The 20,910-nt window shown below is 64.3% G+C and carries 12 protein-coding genes; 6 read left to right on the forward strand and 6 right to left on the reverse strand.

The annotated features are described in order from the left end of the window. Nucleotides 1–474 precede the first annotated feature (474 nt). Nucleotides 475–657, forward strand: coding sequence for a hypothetical protein (locus PLANPX_RS27160; protein ID WP_172991876.1), 183 nt, complete (start codon nucleotides 475–477; stop codon nucleotides 655–657). 480 nt (nucleotides 658–1,137) lie between these two features. Here PLANPX_RS27160 and PLANPX_RS04955 read toward each other — a convergent pair whose 3' ends face one another. From PLANPX_RS04955 to PLANPX_RS04965, 3 genes are all read right to left on the reverse strand, one after another. Further along, nucleotides 1,138–1,686 (reverse strand): RNA polymerase sigma factor, encoded by a 549-nt coding sequence (locus PLANPX_RS04955; RefSeq protein ID WP_172991877.1) that lies wholly within the window; start codon nucleotides 1,684–1,686, stop codon nucleotides 1,138–1,140. A 221-nt stretch (nucleotides 1,687–1,907) separates the two neighbouring features. Then, nucleotides 1,908–3,581, reverse strand: coding sequence for a GxGYxYP domain-containing protein (locus tag PLANPX_RS04960; RefSeq protein WP_172991878.1), 1,674 nt, complete (start codon nucleotides 3,579–3,581; stop codon nucleotides 1,908–1,910). A 217-nt stretch (nucleotides 3,582–3,798) separates the two neighbouring features. Next, entirely contained in the window at nucleotides 3,799–4,404 is a 606-nt protein-coding gene (locus PLANPX_RS04965; RefSeq protein WP_152097662.1) for a sigma-70 family RNA polymerase sigma factor, read from the reverse strand. Between the two features lie 179 nt (nucleotides 4,405–4,583). Between PLANPX_RS04965 and PLANPX_RS04970 the strand changes: the two genes are divergently transcribed. Next, nucleotides 4,584–6,986 (forward strand): serine/threonine-protein kinase, encoded by a 2,403-nt coding sequence (locus PLANPX_RS04970; RefSeq protein ID WP_152097663.1) that lies wholly within the window; start codon nucleotides 4,584–4,586, stop codon nucleotides 6,984–6,986. Between the two features lie 180 nt (nucleotides 6,987–7,166). Here PLANPX_RS04970 and PLANPX_RS04975 read toward each other — a convergent pair whose 3' ends face one another. From PLANPX_RS04975 to PLANPX_RS04985, 3 genes are all read right to left on the reverse strand, one after another. Continuing rightward, complete coding sequence (locus PLANPX_RS04975) at nucleotides 7,167–10,979, reverse strand: carbohydrate-binding domain-containing protein (protein ID WP_152097664.1); 3,813 nt, start codon at nucleotides 10,977–10,979, stop codon at nucleotides 7,167–7,169. Nucleotides 10,980–11,126: 147 nt separating this feature from the next. Next, the gene (locus PLANPX_RS04980) at nucleotides 11,127–11,915 is read right to left on the reverse strand and encodes an Fpg/Nei family DNA glycosylase (RefSeq protein WP_152097665.1); all 789 of its coding nucleotides are present in this window, start codon (nucleotides 11,913–11,915) and stop codon (nucleotides 11,127–11,129) included. After that, nucleotides 11,908–16,593 carry a DEAD/DEAH box helicase gene (locus tag PLANPX_RS04985; RefSeq protein ID WP_152097666.1) on the reverse strand — a complete coding sequence of 1,562 codons (4,686 nt, stop codon included), beginning with the start codon at nucleotides 16,591–16,593 and terminating at the stop codon, nucleotides 11,908–11,910. The genes PLANPX_RS04980 and PLANPX_RS04985 overlap by 8 nt, the downstream gene beginning before the upstream one ends. Before the next feature lie 398 nt (nucleotides 16,594–16,991). Here PLANPX_RS04985 and PLANPX_RS04990 point away from each other — a divergent pair, with 398 nt between their 5' ends. From PLANPX_RS04990 to PLANPX_RS05005, 4 genes are all read left to right on the forward strand, one after another. Beyond that, complete coding sequence (locus PLANPX_RS04990; protein WP_152097667.1) at nucleotides 16,992–17,441, forward strand: hypothetical protein; 450 nt, start codon at nucleotides 16,992–16,994, stop codon at nucleotides 17,439–17,441. A 135-nt stretch (nucleotides 17,442–17,576) separates the two neighbouring features. Continuing rightward, nucleotides 17,577–18,644, forward strand: a complete 1,068-nt coding sequence (gene lpxD / locus PLANPX_RS04995) for a UDP-3-O-(3-hydroxymyristoyl)glucosamine N-acyltransferase (protein ID WP_152097668.1) — start codon at nucleotides 17,577–17,579, stop codon at nucleotides 18,642–18,644. A 15-nt stretch (nucleotides 18,645–18,659) separates the two neighbouring features. Further along, on the forward strand, nucleotides 18,660–19,553 hold the full coding sequence (locus PLANPX_RS05000; RefSeq protein ID WP_152097669.1) for an LpxI family protein: 894 nt from the start codon (nucleotides 18,660–18,662) through the stop codon (nucleotides 19,551–19,553). Between the two features lie 88 nt (nucleotides 19,554–19,641). Next, a complete protein-coding gene (locus PLANPX_RS05005) occupies nucleotides 19,642–20,403 on the forward strand; it encodes a class I SAM-dependent methyltransferase (RefSeq protein WP_172991879.1) in 762 nt (253 codons plus the stop codon). Nucleotides 20,404–20,910 lie beyond the last annotated feature (507 nt).

The following is a 20,910-nucleotide window of genomic DNA, read 5'->3' on the forward strand; positions in this document are numbered from 1 at the left end:
TATGGCCTCAGCACTAGGGCTGCTGGTCGGTACTGCGACATGTGTATTCTGCTCCGCGCCCCTGGTGTTGTGCCACAATCGAAGCGGCGTCGGACCGTTATAGACTCTTCCCGTGCCGCTCTTTTCGAACGGCAGCGAATTGCTGAGAGTGTTTGCAGGCGAGGAGGGAGAGCTAGTCGGCAACTGACCAGCGACTCGGCCGCTCTGAGCAGTTGGTTGGGAGGCATAGCGATCATTACGAAATTCAGTCAGCGGGGGAGACCGCTCGGCACTTGTCTCTCTCGTGTTGAGATATTTTTGTTCGCCTGTTGACGCCGCCTGCTCTCCCAATGCGAACTGATTGTCTGGCGGCTCATGCTGAACATTGTCACTGAGAAAATACTCCGATCGATCGCGGTTCGCCGCTCCGTTTTGCTGAGACCCTGATTCCGGATTTTTCCCGGTGAACGACGCTCCTTCCGTGGCGAACGTGCCTTGACGGACAGGTCCGTCGAGATCAACAGCGAGATCCTCAGTGGCCGCTTCATCTGGTCGATCCGGCCTCCGAGCCACACGCATGCTATCGACCATCGCTGCTTCAATCAGGAAGCCGATCGCAATCACGATCGTCGCGGCCAAGGCAAGCGACTGCCAGAATCGGCTCCGGCTGCGGGATGAATCGTTCGCCATGGTCTTCTCCTGCTCCGTTGGTGAAAGACTGACAAGATCGGCAGCGGCTCGCTGTAGAATCGTCGCGCTAAGATCCGGCGGCGTCTCGCCCCCAAGCCGTTCGCGAAGCGCCACATCAAGCAGGCGGTCGCGCAGCTCCTCGCGGTCGGGCGCGGGTTGATCGGATTGGTGCATGCGATCGTTCATCTTCGGGCTCAGCCCAAATAATTTGTGGGAAGGGGCATCTGCTATCAGCCCCGGAGGGGCGGCGTCATGTAGCCAGGGGCGCGAGCCCCTGGACCGGAGTTTCCTAATGTTCCTGAGCCCCGTGAGGGGCGACATCGATCGTCGTCATGGGGAATCGTGCCGCCCCTCACGGGGCTCGGCCGTGGAAACTGCGGCAAACCAGGGGCTCGCGCCCCTGGCTACATGATTCCGCCCCTCCGGGGCTGCTGGCGGTTGCAGAGTGTGATGCTTTAGGGAAATCAGTCATGTCACTTCCCCCTCGTTGGTAGCGCTCGACTGTCGGCCGAGGCGGCGTTCAATGCAGTCGCGGAGCGCCGTGCGAGTCCGCCGCAGCAGCGACTTCACGCCGTCGAGGCTCAGCGCCAACTCCGCCGCCAGTTGGTCGCGGCTTTTGTCGTCGCGGTAAAAGCCGTCGATCGCTTCCCGCGTTCGGCCGGCCAAGGTTTCGTAGCACTGCCCGAGGGCGTCGAGAAATTCGTTCATCCCGCCGTCGCCCGTCGCCTCGGCCCACACCTCTTCGGCGGCGGCGAGGTCGACCGTTTCGATCTGGCGTCCCTGCCGTCGGCGGAGCATCAATAGCTGGTTGCGGGCCGCGGTGCGAAGGTACGCGGCCGTTTCGTGCCGGCTACGAATCTCGAACGGCGTCCGCCCGACGGCGAGGAACGTCTCCTGCGTGAGATCGTCGGCGTCGTCGTTGCTGGCGCCGAGGAACCGCAGATAGCGCCAGACGTCGGCCTGATGCTCGTGCACCAGTCGGGCGAGGTCGAACGCTTGCTGGGGGGGATCACTCACAGCGGTCATGAAAGCTGTAGTGACGGGAGGAGGAGAAGAGGGTGCAGAAAAAAAGTGACTAGCGAATAGTGACTGGAGACTGGTAGCCGCGGGTCAACGACCCGCCGGAGCGAGTACAAAGTGGGGAATGGGGAATGGGGAATGTTGAATGGGGACTAGCGAATGGGAAGCCCTACGCGGGTTCGGACTGGTCGCTTAAGCGACCAGCCCAGCGGCGGGGTTCAGTCCTCCACTTGCTTGCGGGCCGCACGCTGCAGCTCAAAATAGTGATCCGCCCGTACAAATTCAACGTTCGGGCACTTTTGCTTCACTTCTTCCGAGAGTTTCACCAGCTGTTCGGGCGTCAGGGCTCCCCAGCCAATGGCTTGGTAAGCGGCGAAGCGGGGCTCGCCGCCGTCGCGTTTGGCGTACTCTTCCTCCATCGACTTGAGTAGATCGTCGTACGAACCGCAGTAGGCCCGCACCAACCGTTCGAAGCGAAGGCCCGAGGCGGCGTTGCTCGAGGCGACCTTGGGGTCGTCGCGGAAGTTTTGCACCGTGACGCCGAGCAAGTCGGGGCAATTTTCGGCGTAGACTTCCCGCTGCATCGGGGTGAGGTTGTCCCAAACGGTGACGACCTTGAGGCCCGCTCGCTGCAGGTAGCGAGCAGAGAGCTGCGTGAACGCGGCGAGGCGATCGCGATCGTCAATCGCGCTTCCTAGCGGGGCGCCAGGTTCGGCGAGCGTGTTCACCGGCATGATGTAGCCCATGCCCGAGGGGCCGCAGACGAAGCAGTCGTTGAGCGTTGCCGTCGAGTAGTAGTAATTCAAGATGGCGGGGGCGACGTCGACGAGCCCCGGCGGCATCGTCCAGTTAAGCGGGACCTTGCCGCGGGCTTCGGCGGCCTGATCCCACAGGCGACGCATCGTGCACTGCGTGTACTGGATGTTGTCGCCGTCGCTAAGGAAGATCGTGATGTAGAGCTTGTTTTGCAGCGTCGGCGTCGGGGGCGTCCGCGGCGGCGTGATCTTGTGCGAACCGCCGGCGAAGATCGTCGCGTTGCGAAAGTGATCGGAGGGGACCATGCCGATGCCGAACTTCGTGGTCGTCGTCATGCCCGAACGCTCGGTCGTATACCAGCCGAGAACAACCGCGTTTCCGGCAGGCATGTCATCCAGAAATTTGCCGTAGAGTTCGCGCTGGGCCTCGTCCTGACAGTCGAGCCAGATGGTCGCCGCGCCGCACGCGGCAGCCAGGTCGCGTGTGTGGTAGTAGTCGCCGTCGCGGCCCTCGGGGCGAGAGCTCACGAGGAACCGCTTCTCGCACCGGGGCCAGTAGGTGTTGAGCAGGTATTCGTAGGCCTCGAGCGCGGTCGTTGCTTTCAGCGAGGTGAGGTCTTCCAGAATGGGCAGCTCGATCCCCTGCTGCTTCAGCGCAGCGTAGGTTGCGCGGGTGACGGGTAGCGCCTTGCGCAGTCCAGCGGCGGTGAACGCCACGTTGCGAAGATGGGCGTTGCGGGAAGGATCGTAGAGTACCACGCCCGCGACTTCCTTCGCATACTTGGCGAGTAGCTTGTGCTTGGTCGCCGCGGTGAACGGCGGGTTGAGGTCCAAGTCGATTGTCGGCTCGCGGAACCACGCCTCGCGCTCCGGCTCGTGGCGGCTGTCGATGAGCGCCAAACGGGGTTGCCGACGGTTCACTTGGCCGGCGAGCGCGCAAAACGTCAGTTGCTCGTCGGGGGAGAGGCCGCTGACATCGAGCGCATCGAGTTGCGGCGCCGGCGTTGGAAAGTGGGGGAGGACTTGGCCTGCGGGCCAAGTGAGGCCGTCGGCGGCTTGTGCTCTAGCAGCATTGGCTGATGCGATGGCGAGCAGGCAGCATAGTGCTGCGAGAGCGCATGGAGAGGTGCGAAGCATCGGCAACTTTCTCATTGCACGTAGCGGGTAGGGAACGCAGCAATCGTTCGTGGCGCGCATCGCTCTTGGCGGCGCGCTGTACGAGCGAGTTGGGTCCCGGTAGGTGAGGGAGATCGCAGAACGGTGCGTGGGGGCGCCTGGTCGCTGAAGCGACTCAGGCCGGTGGGGCGGGGAAGTGGCGGGAGGCGGGGGGAGTTTGGCGGGGAGTGCCGGCCGATCAATCTTCGGCGAGCATCTCTTGTAGTTTACCTAGTGAACGCGAGAGCATCACGCGGATGGCGCCGTCGGTCTTTCCCAGTTTCTGGGCGATCTCTTTGGAAGGCAATCCCACTAAATACCGCAGGCGAATGGCTTCCCGCTGCTCCTCCGGCAGCGTATCGAGGGCTGCCAGCACGCGCAGCTGGCGTTGATCGCGGGAAAACGCAGCGCTCGGGGTCGTCATGCTGGCGGCCAGCAGGTTCGCCAAACCGCCGCCGTCGTCGCTGTCGGGGAGGGCGGCTTCGCGCGAGGCGTCGCGCTTTTGGCTGGCAAAGTGGCGGCGGTGGGCGTCGATGATCTTCCGCTCGCAAATCTGGAATAGCCAGTGGAGCGGATCCCACGTGTCGAGCGGGGCCTTGTCGAGCGAGCGGCAGGCCTCCAGGCAGGCGTCTTGCAGGATGTCGTCGGCCTCGGTCTTCTTCGCCAGGTGGGCGCCGATGCGGCTGTGGAGGAACGCCATCAGCGCGGGGCGATTCGCTTCGACGAATTCGGCCAAAGCCGCTTCGTCGCCCGATCGAAGTCGGGCCAGGAGTTGCGTATCATGAGGGGCGTCGTCGGCCGCCATGGGAAAACCCTTGGGCAAAGCGTGAATGCGGATTTCGCGTTGAGCAGGCGATTGGATTCGATAAGAATTTGCGGATTAACGCAAGCGGGTCGACTGGCAGGCGGGGCCGGCATCGCTGCAATTTTGCCCTGCTTTTCCCGTGACATTCGCGCCGCGAGCCCTGTAGCGACCTTTTTTGCATGCGATCCGACGAATCCCAATCTGGTTCGGTTAGCGACGCTCCGCCCAACGACGACGCTTATTGGGACGTGCTAGCGGAGCGAATCGACGCCTTCGCAGCGGCCTGGGACGGGGCGGCGGCCGAGGGGGGCATGGTGCTGCCGCGGCTCGATGCGTATGTCGAGGGACTAGAGCCGCCCGTTGCCCGGCATGTCCTGTACGAGTTGGCGAAGCTCGACATCGAGCGCCGCTGGCAAGAGAACCGCCAGCCGCAACATATCGAGTGGTATGTGCAGCAGTTCCCGGCACTGGGGCCGATCGGCAAGTTGCCGGTCGATCTCATTTACGAGGAACTGCAAGCGCGGATGGCGGCGGGGCTGCCGATTTACCAGGAGGAACTGGTGCAGCGGTTCCCAGTGCAGGCCGAGGCGCTGCTGCGATTGGTCGGCGGGATGGCGATCACCGGCTCGCCAACGGCGACCTACTTTGCCGAGACGATTATCGAGAAAGACGGCAAGCGGCAGGAGCCGGCGAAGCCGAAGGCGTCGTTTGCGTCGTTCGCCCATTTGAAGCCGGGCGATCAACTCGACGATTTTCAGTTGCTCACGCCGCTGGGGAGCGGGGCGTTCGCGCGGGTGTTCCTCGCCCGGCAAGTTTCGATGGAGCGGTTGGTCGCGCTGAAGATCTCGGCCCACACCGGCAGCGAGCCGCAGACGCTCGCGCAGCTCGATCATCCGCACATTGTCCGCGTCTACGATCAACGGGCGTGCGAAGAACCGCCGGCGCGACTGTTGTACATGGAGGTCGTTTCCGGCGGAACGTTGCAAGACGTTGTCGCGCGGGCGCGGAACTCGTACGACGGCAAGCCGAGCGGGCTGCTGCTATTGGCGGCAATCGACGATCGACTGTCGGCGTGCGGGACGCCGATTCCGGAAAGTTCGTCGTCGCGCGATTGGATCGAAGACGCCGAATGGCCCGAAGTCGTCTGCCGACTCGGAGCCGAACTGTGCGAAGGCTTGGCCTACGCCCACACGCGCGGCGTGTTGCATCGCGACATCAAGCCGGCCAACGTGCTGCTCTCGGCCGAGGCGCGGCCGAAGTTGGCCGACTTCAACGTGAGCTATAACGGCGGCCGGTCGGACGAGAACCCCGAGGATACCTTTGGCGGTTCGCTCGCCTACATGTCGCCGGAGCAACTTGAGGCTTGCCACCCGCTGCTCGGCGGTTCGCCGCGGATGGTGCGCGAGACGAGCGACGTCTACGCGGTCGGCGTGATGCTGTGGGAGTTGATCGCGGGGCGGCGGCCGTTCCGCGACGAGCAGTTGCCGTCGGGCGGGAACGGTTCGCTCGTGCGGCTGCAGCGAATGATCGAGTCGCGGCAGCGGGTCGACTTCGATAGGCTCGCTGAAGACTTGCCGGACGAGTGCCCTGACTCGCTGCTCGCGGTACTGGAAAAAGCGTTGCAGCCAGCGAAGGAAGATCGCTACCAGTCGGCCGGCGAGATGGCCCGCGCACTGCGGATGTGCCTCAACCCGCGTTGTTGGCAATTGCTGCAGGAGCCGAGGGGGAAGTTTGGGCGTTTCGTGGTGCAGCACCCGATTCTGTCCGTGGTGTTGGCGGGGCTGATCCCGAACATTATCACGGCTTTCTTTAACCTGACGTATAACAGAATTCGTTTCGAGAAAGACCAAGAACTTGCTGGGATGTACGAGCAGTTCAAAACCGTCGTCAACTGGGTCAATCCGATAGCGTTTTCAATCGGCATTGCGATCGGTACATGGGCGGCGCTAAAAACTTTCAGGCTGCTGCGGAGCGACAAACCCGCGGAGACGCTGGAGGGGACGTCGCGAGTGCTGCGGTTCGGCCAATTCGTGGCGATCATGCTGATGGTGATCTGGTCGGCTTCGGGAGTCGCGTTCCCGATTTCGATTGGCGAGTTCGGCGGACACTCGCTCGATTTCTACCTCCACTTTTTCCTATCGCTCGCACTGTGCGGGATCGTGGCGACGACCTATCCCTACATGCTGATCACAGCGCTCGCGGTGCGGTATTTCGTGCCGGCGCTCGTGCGGAACGGCGTCATTCCCGGGCCGCGGCGCGCTGATTTGCTGCAAACGGCGCGGCGGAACAAGTTTTTCCTGATGACGTCGATTCTGGTGCCGATGCTTGGCATCTGGCTTGTCGTGGCGTTCGTCACCGATGATGTGGAGATGCGGGAGCAAAAGCGGTGGGCGCTCCTTGCCGTGAGCGGCGGCGGAGCGGCCGGGTTCCTGCTGATGATCTTGCTGGAGCGGATGATCGGCCTCGACCTCGCGGCACTGGGGCACATCGCGATCGACGAGCCGCGCGGCGGGGGCTCGACGAAATCGGCCATGGGGCGGTCGAAGCGGTCGCGCGATTCGCGTCGCGGCTCACGTGGGTAAGCGGGCCGCGATACATTCCAGCCCTAGCTGCGAGGCCTCACAGAAAACAAAACCCTGAGGTCCCCTCCCCCTGGAGGGGAGGGTTAGGGAGGGGGGCAGCAGCGTGTACCAGGGTTCCACCCCCTCCCCAGCCCTCCCCTCAAGGGGGAGGGAGCCACAACATTCCTCGTAAGAATCTTGCTAGTTCGCACTAAGCAGCGGCGCCGAGAAGTCGAACTCCTCTTCCTCCCACGCATCGAAAGCTTCATCAGCCGACGCTATGAGTGAAGACTCTTCATCGGCTTTGAGCGAGGGCATCGCGAACGGAGCGTAGGTCGGCGACTGCACCACCCCGACGGCTGACTCTTCAACGACTGCCGCGGCTTTGGGCGAACTCTCATCAGCCTCGAACGCAAGCCAATAGAGATCGGCGTTCAACCCCGCAGCGGCAACCGATTCACTCTCGACGCTGGCAGCGCTCAAGGAAGTCTCGCCCACGTTGCTCACCGTGCTGCCGAAGTTTGCCTTCCAACTCTCCAGCGTCGCCGCCGCCGTTGCATTGCCGTCGTAACCGCGTTGCCAAGCAAGGAAGTCGGCCCCGTCGACAACGCCATCGCCGCTGAGATCCCCGCTCAGCGGCGTCGTGGCCGGCGCTTCGGCGGCCATCAACGATGCACTCGCCGGCGTGAACAACAACCGGCTGACAGTGCCGGACGCGAGGTTCGCCAAGTATAGATAGCCGTCGCGACCCATCGACATTTCAACGACGGGACCAATGTTGAGCCCCACCGCGGTCACCGATTGCAAGCCGCCGCCGGCGTTCGTGCGGAGGACGCGGAGCTGGTTGTCGCCGAAGTCGGAGAGAAACAACGCGTTCTGGTAGCTCGAAGGGTAAACGTTGCCGGTGTAGAAATCGCCGGCAACAATCGCCACGGCGCCGGCGGAGTGAGTGCGGGCCCACAACGACGCTGAAACCGTGGCGCCCGAGGCATAGTAGGCTTGCGCTTCGCCGAGGTCTTTGTAGCCGCCAGTTTGGTTGCTGACGCCGCTGCCCCCTTCGTAAAAGGGCCAGCCAAAATTCTTGCCGCGGCCGACGTTGATTTCTTCCCAAGTGTTCCAGCCGACGTCGCTGATGTACGGCAAGCCGGTCGTCGGTTCGAACGCGAAGCGGAACGGATTGCGCAGGCCGTAGTCAAAGACCTTCGAACGATTCGCGCCTGCGTCGCCATTGAAGAAGGGATTGTCGGCGAGGCCGGCTCCGGTGATCGGGTCGATGCGGAGCAGCTTGCCCGAAAGGCTGTCGAGGCTGAGCGTCCGCGCCGCCCGCGGGTCGACGCGGCCGAACGAGGCGCCGTCGCCGTTGCTCACGTACAGCTTGCCGTCTGGACCGAACGCCACGTTGCCGACGGTGTGCGAGCGCGAATCGGCGACGAGAATGTCGCGCATCTCGCCGTTAAGACCGCCCGACGGGGCGAGGCTCATGTCTTCGGTGCTGTCGAGTTCGGGGTGGCTGATGTTGGCCCAGGTGCTGTTCGTGCCGACGAGCACGACTTCGCTTCCCGCGATCGCCGTGTTGAATCCCGTGGCGGGGTCGGCGGTGAAACGGCTGACCCGCGCGACGCGATTGCCCGAGCCGTCGGGGCCGGCGAGGCCCGTGCGGCTCAGCGTTTCCGCCGGGTCGTACGTGTAGGAAACGTAGATGTAAGGCGTCGCGGGGAAGTTGGGATGCACGGCGACGCCCAACATGCCGCGGTCTTGCATGTAGTTGACGCGGCTGGTGATGTCGAGGAACGGCGTTGCAAGGAGTTGGCCGTTCTGCACGACGCGCACCGTGCCGCGCTGTTCGGAGATGAACATCCGGCCGCTGGCGTCGAAGTCGATTGCGGTCGGCGCCGCGAGACCGGCGACGGTCGTCTGCAACGAGAACGTGCCGTTTTGCGTGGGCGCCGGCGGATCGCTATAGACCTGCGATTGCGGGACGAGTTGCCGCGCTTGGCTGGGGCTCGACCATTCGAGCTTCGCCGAGGCTTGGCCGCCGTTCTCGTAGTACTCCAGGCGAATGTCGTAGCGCTGGCCGGCGACGAGCGCGATGGCGCCGCTGTACTCGGTCGCCGGTTGGTCCCACCATTGGTCGATGATCAACTGGTTGTTGACCCACAGCCGCACGCCATCGTCGGCGGTGCTGCGGAACGTGTACGTCTCGCTGTAAAGCGGTTCGACCTTGCCGGTCCAGCGGATCGAAAACGTGTCGCCGTCAATGGAAGACGACGGCGAGCCGCCGCCCCAGTTCTGGTCGATCACGGCGTCGGTCCGTTCGAACACGAGCTCGCTGAGGTCGTGATCGTTGTAGTAGGCGGCGAGCCAACCGTTGCCGTTGCCCGGATCGGGCGGGCCGTCGTTGTCGACGATGGTGATCGTCGCAGTCCGCGGTTGGTTGACGGTCGCGCCGCCGATTGACTGGTCGACAGCGAGGTTGAACGTCTCGCTGATCTCGTCGAGCAGGTCGTCGGTGATCGGCACGACGATCGACTTGGTCGTCTCGCCGGGGGCGAACACCACGAGGCCCGACTTCGCTGTGTAGTCGCTGCCGGCGAGTGCCGTGGCGTTCACCGTGGTGTAACGCAGGCCGACCGTGCCGTCGCTGCCGCCGGTGCGGACGACCGGAATCGACACGGTGCCGGCTGCTTCGTTCACCGTAATCAACGACGTGCCGAGGGCGAGCACGCCGGGGACGGCGGTCGAGGCGAACTGGAAGTAGCCGTTTGAGTGGAGATACTCGCTCTGCCACAGCCCGGGGACGCGGCCGACCTCGGCGATATAAGTGCCGGTCGAATAAACGTTGGCAGCTTCGGCCTGATGAAACGTGCCGTCGAGCGTCACGCCGTCGACGCGGAGATTGCGATCGACCCCCGCCGCGGAGTTGCCATCGTTCGTGTAGGCGACGCGGACATCTTTCAGCGCGACCGTCGTCGGGTGAAGGTAGACGAACGACTGGAACTGCCCCGACGAGTAATTCCCGGCAACGTTATTGAACGTCGCGACCGCCGTGCCGGCGATTTGCAGCTGCATCTGCTCTTCGCCCGTGCGACCCGCGGCGCGGACCTCGATCACCGAGCCGGTGGCGCCATACTGGAAGTAGCCGTTGAGGTGGAGATACTCGGTTTGCAGTTTGCCGAGCACCCTCCCCTGTCCCGTGACGTACGTGCCGGTGGAAAAGACGTTCGGCCCTTCGGTTTCGTAGCGAATGCCGTCGAGCGTGACGGCGTCGACGCGCAGGTTGCGGTCGACGCCCGCGGCGGTGTTGCCGTCGTTCGCGTACACGACGCGCAGCTGGCTGATGGGAATCGCTGTCGTCGAGCTGTAAGTAAAGGTGACGAACTGCCCCGTCGCGTAGTTGCCGCCGACATTGTTGAACGTGGCGACCGTTTGCCCGGCGACTTGCAGTTGGATTTGCTCTTCGCCCGTGCGGCCGGCGGCGCGGACTTGCACCGTCGAACCCGCGGCGCCGAATTGTAAGTAGCCGTTGTAGTGGAGCGTTTCCGATTGCCGGAATCCAGGCAGGCGGCCATTCGTCGCGGCGTCCCACGTGCCGGTGGAGTAGACAGTCGACGCTTCGGTTTCGTATTTGGCGGCGCCGAGCGAGACGCCGTCGACCGTGAGATTTCGATCCTGTCCGCCGGCCGTGAGCCCGTCGTTCGTGAAGACGACGCGCACGCGATCGATTGTCACGTCGGTCGGGTGGGTGTAAGTAAAGGCGTCGAAGGTGCGAGCCGCCGTGAGGACGCGCGTGTTCGTCCAACTCGCGACGGTGACGCCGTCGATCTGCAGTTGGAACGCCTCCGAACCGGTGGAGCCTGCGGCGTAAATCGTCACCGGCGTGGCGGCGAGTGCGCGGCGGCTCTCCAGCGACTCGAACGCCAAGCGACGAGTCGCGAGCGGCGTTGAGGCCAGGTTGCGTTTGCGGGCGGAGGAGAGATGAGTCGAGACGTTGAGCGCAGATCGGTGGTGTCGCATCGTTGCCGCTTTCCCTGCGATTATCGTGCGCGCAAGGCGCGCGCCGACCGCAGCAGCAAGTGAAAATGAGAGGATTGGGCGACCTGGGATGATAGCCCTTGCTGCGGCCGCGGAAAATAGTCCAGACCAGATATTCCGGATGTGGACTTAGCGCGACGGCTGGCATTCGGGGCACCAGCAGGTGGTGCGGCCCGCTTCCCCCTGACGCCGCAACTCGATCTGGGCGCCGCACTTAGGGCAAGGGGTTCCCGATCGACCGTACACCCACAGCCGACCGGCGTCGCTGCCGAAGCGGGTCGTCCGGTTCGGGCCGCTCAGGTTGCGTAGCATCAGCGCTCGCCCCTTCGTGAGCATCGCCGTCAGTTCGTCGTCGGTGAAGCGTTCGACCGGCGTGAACGGATCGAACCGCATGATGAACAAGATCTCCGACTTGTAGATGTTGCCGATGCCGCAGACGATCGTCTGGTTCATCACCGCTTCGCCGAGCGGCAGCTGGTTGCGCGCACGGAAGCGGGCAATCGCCTCGGCCATGTCGAACTGCCGGTCGGCCAAATCGGGACCAAGCCGCTGGATGTGCGGGTGGCGGTGGAGTTGATCGGCCGTGAGCATTTCGAGCTGCTTCGGCGAGAAGCAGATCACCTCGAGCGAGTTGATGTCGAGCCACAGCGCGGCGTAATGCTCGGGCTTGCGCCACGGTTGGCCGGGGTGGTAGATGTGCCACGAGCCGGTCATCCCCATGTGGGAGTGGATGAACTCGCCGGTCGAGAGATGCATCAGCAGATGCTTGCCGCGGGCCTCGACGCGGTCGACGGTGGCGCCGATGAGGCGTTCGACTTCGAACTGCCGATCGCGGAGCCGCGCGAGGGCGATCGTCTTTCCTTCCATGGCGGGCCGCAGCGTCGTGGCGGTCCGGTAGATCGTATCTCCTTCAGGCATGCGTCGCGATGAACTCCTGCGTCAGGTCGAAGCCGCGGTGCAAGTAGCCGCGGCTCGTGGGGGAGAAGCCATGGCGGACGAGCGCCTTGCCGAGCGGCGAGAGTCCCGCGGCGTCGCCGTCGATCTGAGCGATCATCAACGCGGCGCCGCGCTTGGCGAGGTTCGCGAGCGAGCGGACGAGCTTTTCGTGCCACATCGGCGCGTCGCTGGGGTCTTCAGGGGCGAAGGTCATCAGGTGGGCGCCGCCGCGACTGAGGAAGCCGATCAGCTTGCCGTCGAGCAGAAAGACGCGAGCCCCGCCGCCGCGCTGCGGTTGCAGGCCTTCCGTCTGCGGCAACGGCCATTTGAGGATCGAGCCGTAGGCGTTCGCCGGGTCGGAAGCGGCGAGAACGACGACGTTGTCGATGTGGGGTTCGACGACTTGCGGCGCGCGGCGGAGGAGATCGTCGGCGCCGGCCGAGGCGAACTGCGCGCCTCCCATGCCGGCGACGAAATAGCCGCGACGCACGCGGCCCGTTTCTTCCATCGCGCGGAGGATGGGGTAGAGCGCGGTGAACCCGCCGTCGATCAACTCTCGGCTGAGCGCCGGCCGAACGAGGACACCGTACCGTCGCAGGAGTTGTTCGGTCACCGCGGTTTGGCGAACGGTGAGCGATCGCTTTGCTTCGTCGCCGTAGTTGATCAGCGACCATCGCCCTTCGCTGCCGGGAAGCCGGGCGAGCCGCCGCGAGCGGAATGCTCGGGCGCTGCGGCGGCGAGAGCGGGTGCGCGAACTCAGCCCGCCCGAACTGCTCGATCCGCTCGACGAACTACTGCCGCGACGCGAACGGAGGGGGGCGAGCGAATCGTTCGTCGCTTCGCCGTTCCACACGAGCTGCCAGAGCGCGTCGAGCAGATCGTTGCGGAACTCGTCGCATGCAGCGGCGACGTCGTCGAAGAAGCTGGCGCCCTTGCTGGCGAGAAAATCGCGGATGCGCACGACCAGCGGATCGTCGAGCGGCGTTGGCAGCGGGGCGAGCAGCGGCACGCTATCGGCGAGGAACAGGGCGATGCGGCCGTCGTTGGGGCCGACGCTTTCGAGTCCTCGCCACACGATTTCGCCGGCGGTGGTCAGCTCGTCCAAATCGCCCGAGTGATAGTCATTCAAGCGAGCGGGGAGAATCAGTTCGTCGAGATCCGAGGCGAGCAGCGGCGTCCCTTGGAGTTGTTCGACGACGTCGAGCAACCCGTCGAGGCCGCGGCGGGGGCGTTCGACTCCTTGCCAGCCGGGGAGGAAGCGGGCGAGCGCTTCGGGCGGGGCCGGTTCGATTTCCTTGCGGAGCTTCGCGAGCGACTTCGATTTCAACCGCCGCAGCACGGCGACGTCGCACCACTCGCGGCCCGATCCGCCCGGCAAGAACTCGCCGAACAGCACGCGGTTGCGCTGCATCAGTTGCTGCAGCACCGGTTCGATGACCGCGGCGCCCAGGCCGAGCCGGTTGGCTGCTTCGCTTGCGCGGAACGGCCCGTGGGTGCGGGCGTAGCGGGCGACGAGATTGCCGATCGGGTCTTCGCTCGTTTCGAGTAAGGCGTCGGGAAGCCCCGGCGGCAGGGCGACGCCGAGGCCGTCGCGATAGCGGGCGGCGTCTTCGGTGGCGATGTAGCGGCGTTCGCCCGCCATGCGGATGCGGACGATGCGGCGGGTGGCGGTGAGCTCGTCGAGCCAGCGTTTCAGTTGACCCGTTTCGGCTGCCTCGGCAGGGCAGCGGGCGGCGAGTTCGTCGTCGTTGAGATCGCCGAGGTGGAGCAGCAGATCGTGCACGCCGTCGGGGCCGTTGGTCGAGCGGTGATCGAGCCGCTGGAGTTCGAGGATCAGCGCTTCGATTGCGTCGGCGTCGAGCAGTTCGCGATAGTCTGTGGTGCCGAGCAATTCTCGCAGTTGGGCGTGATCGAGCGCGAGCGCGGCGGCACGGCGTTCGGCGAGCGGGGCGTCTCCCTGGTAAAGGAAGTTCGCCGTGTAGTTAAACAGCAGCGACGAGGCGAACGGCGATGGCGATGAAGTTTCAATCTGATGGACGCGGATCGACTGCCGTTCGACTTCGGTGAGCAGTTGCTTGAGGCCCGGCACGTCGAACGCATCGCGGAGGCACTCACGGTACGTTTCGAGCATGATCGGGAACCGCTCGTAGCGCGAGGCGACTGCAAGCAGGTCGGCCGACTTGCGGCGCTGCATCCACAGGGGCGTGCGGCGATTCGGCTGCCGTCGCGGGAGGAGCAACGCGCGGGCGGCGTTCTCGCGGAAGCGGGCGGCGAACATGGCGGTCGAGCCAAGTTCGCGGACGAGCTGATCTTCGACTTCGCCCGAATTGGGGAACAGCATCTCGACGGTTGGCGCCTGCGAGCTTTCGGGGAGGCGGAACACCATGCCGTCGTTGGACCAGGTAAAGTCGACCTCGAGGCCCGTCTCGGCCCGCAGCCGGCTGGCGACGGTGATCGCCCACGGGGCATGCACGCGCGAACCGAACGGCGAAAGGATGACGGTGCGCCAGTCGCCGATTTCGTCGAGGAACGATTCGACGACGAGGCATTGATCGCTGGGGAGTTCGCCAGTCGCTTCGCGTTGGTCTTCGACGTAGCGGAGGAGGTTTTCCGTTGCCTTCTCGTCGAGACGGCACGATTCTTGGAGGAACTGCACCGCTTCGTCGCGCGACGATTTCACGAGCGTCCGCGACAACTCGCCGATCGCGCGGCCGAAGTCGAGCGGACGCCCCGGCCCGTCGCCGCGCCAGAAGGGCATTTTGCCTGGCTCGCCCGGCGCGGGGGCGACGAGGACGCGGTCGCGGGTGATTTCAAGCACCCGCCACGACGAGGCGCCGAGCAGGAAGATATCGCCGGCGTGCGTTTCGAAGACCATTTCTTCGTCGAGTTCGCCGACGCGCGTGCCGCCGCTGCCGGCGTCGCCCGCGAGGTAAACGCCGTACAGACCGCGATCGGGAATCGTGCCGCCGTTGAGCACCGCGAGCCGCTGCGACGACTTGCGCGGCGTGAGTTGCCCGCTTAGCCGGTCCCAAGTGATGCGGGGGCGGAGCTCGGAGAATTCGTCCGAAGGATAACGGCCCGACAGCATGTCGAGCACCCCTTCGAACGAACTGCGCGGCAGGTCGTGGAACGGCGCTGCGCCGCGGACGGCGGCGTAGAGCTCGTCGACGCTCAGCGGATCCATCGCCACCATCGCGACGATCTGCTGGGCGAGCACATCGAGCGGATTGCGCGGATAGCGGGTCGATTCGACTTCACCGCGAATCATCCGTTCGGTGGCGGCGCTGCAGGCGAGCAGGTCGCCGCGATACTTGGGGAAGATGACGCCGCTCGACGGAGCGCCGACGCTATGCCCTGCCCGACCGATCCGCTGCATGCCCGAGGCGACTGACGGCGGGGCCTCGATTTGGATCACCAAGTCGACGGCGCCCATGTCGACGCCGAGTTCCATCGACGACGTGGCGATGATCGCCGGCAGCAGGCCGCGCTTCAAACGATCTTCAATCTCGACCCGCTTCACGCGGGCGATCGAGCCGTGATGGGCTTGGGCGATTTCCTCTTCGGCGAGTTCGTTGATCGCCGCCGCGAGTCGTTCGGCGAGGCGGCGGCTGTTGACGAAGACCATCGTCGAACGGTGCGCACGAATCAGTTCGACCAGCCGCGGGTGGATCGTCGGCCAAATCGACGCGAATGCGGGACCGGCCGAAGCGGGGCCGGTTTGGATTTCGAGCGGTTGGTTGAGCCGAGCCATATCTTCGGCCGGCGTCTCGATGCGGAGGTCGAGCCGCTTCGGTTCGCTGGCGTCGATGATCTCGATCGGCCGCGGGCGGACGGGCGAGTCGGGCTTCGCGTCGGCCTCGGCGCCGCCCAGCAGGCGGGCAATTTCCTCAAGCGGTCGCTGCGTTGCCGAGAGGCCGATCCGCTGCAACGGCGGGCGCGAGTCGTCGCCGTCGCGGCGGAGGCGTTCAAGCCGTTCGAGCGTGAGAAACAGATGCGTGCCGCGCTTCGTGGCGGCGACGGCGTGGATTTCGTCGATGATCACCGTCTCGACCGTGCGGAGGATATCGCGCGACTTCGAGGTGAGCAGCAGGTAGAGCGACTCGGGCGTGGTGATCAGGATGTCGGGCGGATGGCGAACGATGTCGCGGCGCTCAGCGGCCGAAGTATCGCCAGAGCGGACGGAGACTTTTGGCGGATGGAATGGATGGCTGTGACGTTCGGCAACGGCCTGAATGCCGACGAGCGGCGTGCGGAGGTTGCGATCAACGTCGACAGCGAGCGCTTTCAGCGGCGAGATGTAGAGGATCCGCACTCCCCTCCCTGGTAGGGAGGGGCGGGGGGAGGGATTCTCGACGCTTGCAGATTTCGAAGACGTGGCGGCGCGCTTCGCCTTCGGACTGTTCCCCTTCCCCGCTTCTTCCGCCGGAGCAGGATCACTGTGAAACATGATCCGATCAATCGCCGCCAGAAACGCCGCCAGCGTTTTACCGGAGCCAGTCGGCGCCAGCAGCAGCGCGCTCTTGCCCGCGGCGAGCACCGGCCAAGCTTCGCGTTGGATGCGGGTGGGCGTCTCGAGCGCATCGCCAAACCACGTCTGCGTCGCAGCGTGGAACGACTCCATGCCGGGCAAGGTCGTGGCTTTCGGCTTTCGGGCGGGCATGCGGTGCGCTCTTAATTGTGGGAGGGGTCTCTGACCCCGATTTCGGTGCGCGGGCGAGTCGCTTTGAATGGATCGTGGAATCGGCGTCGGAGACGCCTCCCACAAACGGAGTGTTTAACCGGAGAAGTCACTGGCCCGAATTTTACGCAACATCCGTTCACCTGAAGAGTGCCCGACGGGCGGATTTCAGCAGCCCGTTCAGCTCACAGTGAGGGAAGTCAGCCTAGGCAGCGGCAAGTTGGGCGCCGGCAATCGCAGCAGTTTGCCGCTCCCCACGTTTCGCCACGGCTCGCTACAATGCAGCGGCTCTGTTCCCTTTCAGTGAGTCGAGGCGGCTCCAGCGCGAAGGATGCCCCGGGTTGCCATTCGCTTCCTTACCGCACGCTCTGATCGGCCACGTGCCAATCCTCGTGGGCTACGTTGAGCCAACTTCTCACGGCGCCGACCCCGCTGCCGTCGTTGTGTTTCTCGCCCTGGCGTTTGGCGTTCCAGCGCTGGGCTTGGTGCTCATGGCGACCGATGTTCGCCGCTATCTTCGCTCCCTAGGGCGAGCGCTCGTGGTGGTCACCTACGCGGTGCGGCCCGGGATTCCGTACTGGGCTCGCAAGCGCCGGCCACCCTGTCTGGAGACGCTCGATCTCGAACTCCCCTGCACCGAGAAACAGGTCCTCGCGGCCTATCGCCGAAAGGTGAAGGAACTCCATCCCGACAAAGGGGGAAGCTTGCAGAAGTTTCTGCAGCTACAGCGGCATTACGAGCAGGCGATGTACCTCGCCCGCAACTCGTCAGCGAAGGGGGACGGCGAACGAAAGCGGCGCCGCGAGAAGGCGACGACGGCAAACCGGTGACCGCATTGGCCTTGTCGCTTCGTCGCGAGTCGGGTTACGATTCGCTCCTTGTCGCGCTCCCGCCGCAGCCGTTGCTGCCCCGCTAGCACGAACTTGCTATCACGACTCGTCGACTTGGAAAAGGATTTCCTCTCGATGCCGACTACATTGGGCGAACTGGCGCGGCTGGTTGGCGGCGACCTCCGCGGCGAAGCGAACATCCCCCTCATCGGAGCGGCGACCACCGACGTGGCCCGCAACGGCGAGGTGACTCTGGCCGAACGTCCCGATCGCGCGCGAGGGCTGACCGCGTCGCTCGCCTCGGCCGTGATCGCGGCCCCGAACGTCGATTGCGGCGGTAAGCCGTCGATCGTCGTCGCCGACGTCCACGCGGCGTTCGCCACGGCTGTGCGGCACTTCCACCCGCCGCGCGTCCCGGTTCGCGTCGGCGTGTCGCCCCAGGCGTTCGTCAGCCCCTCGGCGAAGCTCTCGCGGAACGTCGAAGTCCATCCCGGCGCCACGATTGGCGAGGATGTGACCATCGGCGCTCATACGACCATCCACTCAGGCGTCCGCCTCATGCCGGGCTGCGTGATCGGCGCCGGCGTCACGATTTTCCCCAACGCGGTGCTGTACGAGAACACACGCGTCGGCGATCGCGTGGTGATTCATGCTGGCGCCATCATCGGCGCTCATGGGTTTGGCTATCGCCAGGTCGACGGTCGGCACTTGCTGTCGGCTCAGCTCGGCAATGTCGAACTCGCCGCCGACGTCGAAGTTGGCGCCGGGACGACGATCGATCGCGGCACCTACGGCCCGACGGTAATCGGCGAGGGAACAAAGATCGACAACCTCGTGATGATCGCTCACAACTGCCGCCTCGGCCGGCACAATCTCATTTGCTCGCAGGTCGGCATCGCCGGCAGCACGACGACGGGCGATTACGTCGTCATGGCAGGGCAGGTCGGCGTGCGCGACCATGTTCACATCGGCGATCGCGCGGTCCTCTGCTCGAAGGCGGGCGTTTCGAATGATGTAGAAGCCGGCGCGGAAATGCTCGGCGCCCCGGCCGCCCCGTTGCGGCAGGCCAAGCTGCAAATGGCCGCGGTGGCGAAGTTGCCCGAAATGCGTCGCCAGTTCCGCATCTTGCAGCGACAGATCGAAGAACTGCGCGGCGAAGTCGCCGACGACGGCGACGATCTTTCGACCGACAAAGCCGCCTAACCCCTTCCCTGCCCTGTGACTCAACTCGCTGCTTCACCGCAACCGGGCGAAACAATCGGCCTGCTGGCTGGTTGGGGACGCTATCCGATTGTCGTCGCAGAAGAGCTGCGGCGGCAAGGTTATCGGATTGCCTGCACGGCGATCCGCGATCATGCGGATCCCGATTTGAGGAACCTCTGCGACGAGTTTCACTGGGTAGGACTCGGTTCAATCGGCGGAATCATCGGCCGTTTCAAGCAGCATGGCTGTCAGCGGGCCGTCATGGCGGGCAAGGTTCACAAGGTGACGTTCTACAGCCCCGGCTGGTGGATTCGTCATCGTCCTGATTGGACGGCGCTCCAGACGTTCTACCGGCATTTTGTTACCGGGACGAAAGATCGCAAGGACGATTCGCTGCTGCTGGCGCTCATCGGGGCGTTTGCCGCTCAAGGCATTACCTTTGAACCGGCTACCGATTTCGCTCCCGAACTGCTCGTCGCCACTGGACAAGTCGCGGGACGACCCCTCTCGGTGAAGCAGGAACGCGACGTGCAATTCGGCTGGGACTTGGCGAAGCAGATGGGAGCCCTCGATGTGGGGCAAACCGTTTGCGTGAAAGACCAGGCGGTCCTCGCCGTCGAAGCGATCGAAGGGACCGATCTCTGTATCCGCCGTGCGGGCGACCTTTGCCGCACCGGCGGTTTCACCGTCGTGAAAGTGGCCAAACCGCAGCAAGATATGCGGTTCGATGTGCCGACCGTTGGCGTGAAGACGCTCGAATCGATTGCCGCGGCGGGCGGGCATGTGCTCGCCATCGAAGCCGATTCGACGATCTTACTCGACGCCGCCGAGTTCCAAGCGGCCGCCGCCCGGCTTAAAATCTCTGTCGTGGCACTCCATCGGCAATCGGCCGTTGAACACGCCGCGTAGCGAGCAGAGCTTTCTCCCTCGCAACGCGCATCGACGCGAGGGGGGATTGATGGCGACTTGGCATGTGAGGCCGGCATTTCACCGTGCTGTGAAAATCGCGCTGCTAGCATTTGCCGCCGTTGGTTGGGCCGCTGCGCTGGCTCGCGCCGAACCCGAGGTTCCAGCAGTAGCGACGGCCGATGAAAACTTCACCGGCCGCGAGCGCCACGAGTACATGGGCCGCACTATCGCGCCGACGATGCACTTCAGCGGCGCCGGCTGGCTGACGCGGCCGACCCGCGAAGAAGAAGAGGATCCGCTCAAACTCCTCAGCTCGCTGAAGGTGAAGCCAGGGCAGGTCGTCTGCGACTTCGGTTGCGGCAACGGCTACCACAGCCTGCAGTTGGCCAAGCGGGTGGGGGCGGCGGGCCAGGTCTACGCGATCGATATCCAGCCAGAAATGCTCGAAATGCTCGAAGAACGGGCCGGGCCGCGAGGATTGGAGAATATCAAACCGCTCCTCGCCACCGGCGAGGGCTCGGGGCTGCCGGCCGGCTCCTTTGATTTGGTGCTGATGGTCGACGTCTACCACGAACTCTCCGATCCGGAGGCGATCTTGGCCGAGATCCGGGCGAGCTTGAAGCCCGAGGGGCGGCTGGTGCTGGTCGAGTTCCGGGAGGAAGATGAGACGGTGCCGATCCTCCCCCTTCACAAAATGAGCCAAGTGCAGGTGGTGAAAGAACTTGAGGCAAACAGTTTTCACCTGGCGGGACAGTATAATCGGCTTCCCTGGCAGCACGTTCTCCATTTTGTCCGTAGCGATTCGCCGATCGAGAAGGCCGAGCTCAAACCGTGGCGACCAGTGCGATAAGCCGGGAAATGCTGAGCAACAGGGTGGATGAGGCAGGCCTGGACACTTTTCCTCAAGTTGGTGAAGCGCGGCCGGCACACCGGTTGCATCTTGGGGTCGTAGCAATGTTGGGAAGAACGTGGTTTTCTTTTCGAAATTGACTGTAAGATATTATCTGTCAATGGTTTGCGTCTCGTTTGAGGCTGGCGGGGGTAGTGGGCAGATCGCTACATTCAGCAAACTAAATGTGGCAAAATTGCCCCCCACCCCCCCAACAAATATTTGAGCGGAATCACCATGTCGTTTAAAATCAACCATGGACAGAGAGGGTCAGAAAGAGGCAACCTCGTCGACGTGTGTGCCGCACGGTTATGCGGTATGCGCTGGTGATTGCCACGTTTGACTTCGATTCAACTACCGAGATAGGGCCGCTAGTGATTTAGAACAATCTGCACCTCATTCGTGTCGCTGGGAGCGAGCAAGCCGTGAGTGCAGATCGGAACAACAACGGATTCGACAAGAATCCGT

Origin of the sequence: Lacipirellula parvula, from assembly GCF_009177095.1 — a bacterium.
GTDB classification, from domain to species: Bacteria; Planctomycetota; Planctomycetia; order Pirellulales; family Lacipirellulaceae; genus Lacipirellula; species Lacipirellula parvula.

Excerpts from the sequence above, each read along its gene's own strand:
- PLANPX_RS04975 (WP_152097664.1), bottom strand. The coding sequence starts at position 10,979 with ATGCGACACCACCGATCTGCGCTCAACGTCTCGACTCATCTCTCCTCC.
- PLANPX_RS04985 (WP_152097666.1), bottom strand. The coding sequence starts at position 16,593 with ATGCCCGCCCGAAAGCCGAAAGCCACGACCTTGCCCGGCATGGAGTCG.
- PLANPX_RS04960 (WP_172991878.1), bottom strand. The coding sequence starts at position 3,581 with ATGCTTCGCACCTCTCCATGCGCTCTCGCAGCACTATGCTGCCTGCTC.
- PLANPX_RS04965 (WP_152097662.1), bottom strand. The coding sequence starts at position 4,404 with ATGGCGGCCGACGACGCCCCTCATGATACGCAACTCCTGGCCCGACTT.
- lpxD (WP_152097668.1), top strand. The coding sequence starts at position 17,577 with ATGCCGACTACATTGGGCGAACTGGCGCGGCTGGTTGGCGGCGACCTC.
- PLANPX_RS04970 (WP_152097663.1), top strand. The coding sequence starts at position 4,584 with ATGCGATCCGACGAATCCCAATCTGGTTCGGTTAGCGACGCTCCGCCC.
- PLANPX_RS04980 (WP_152097665.1), bottom strand. The coding sequence starts at position 11,915 with ATGCCTGAAGGAGATACGATCTACCGGACCGCCACGACGCTGCGGCCC.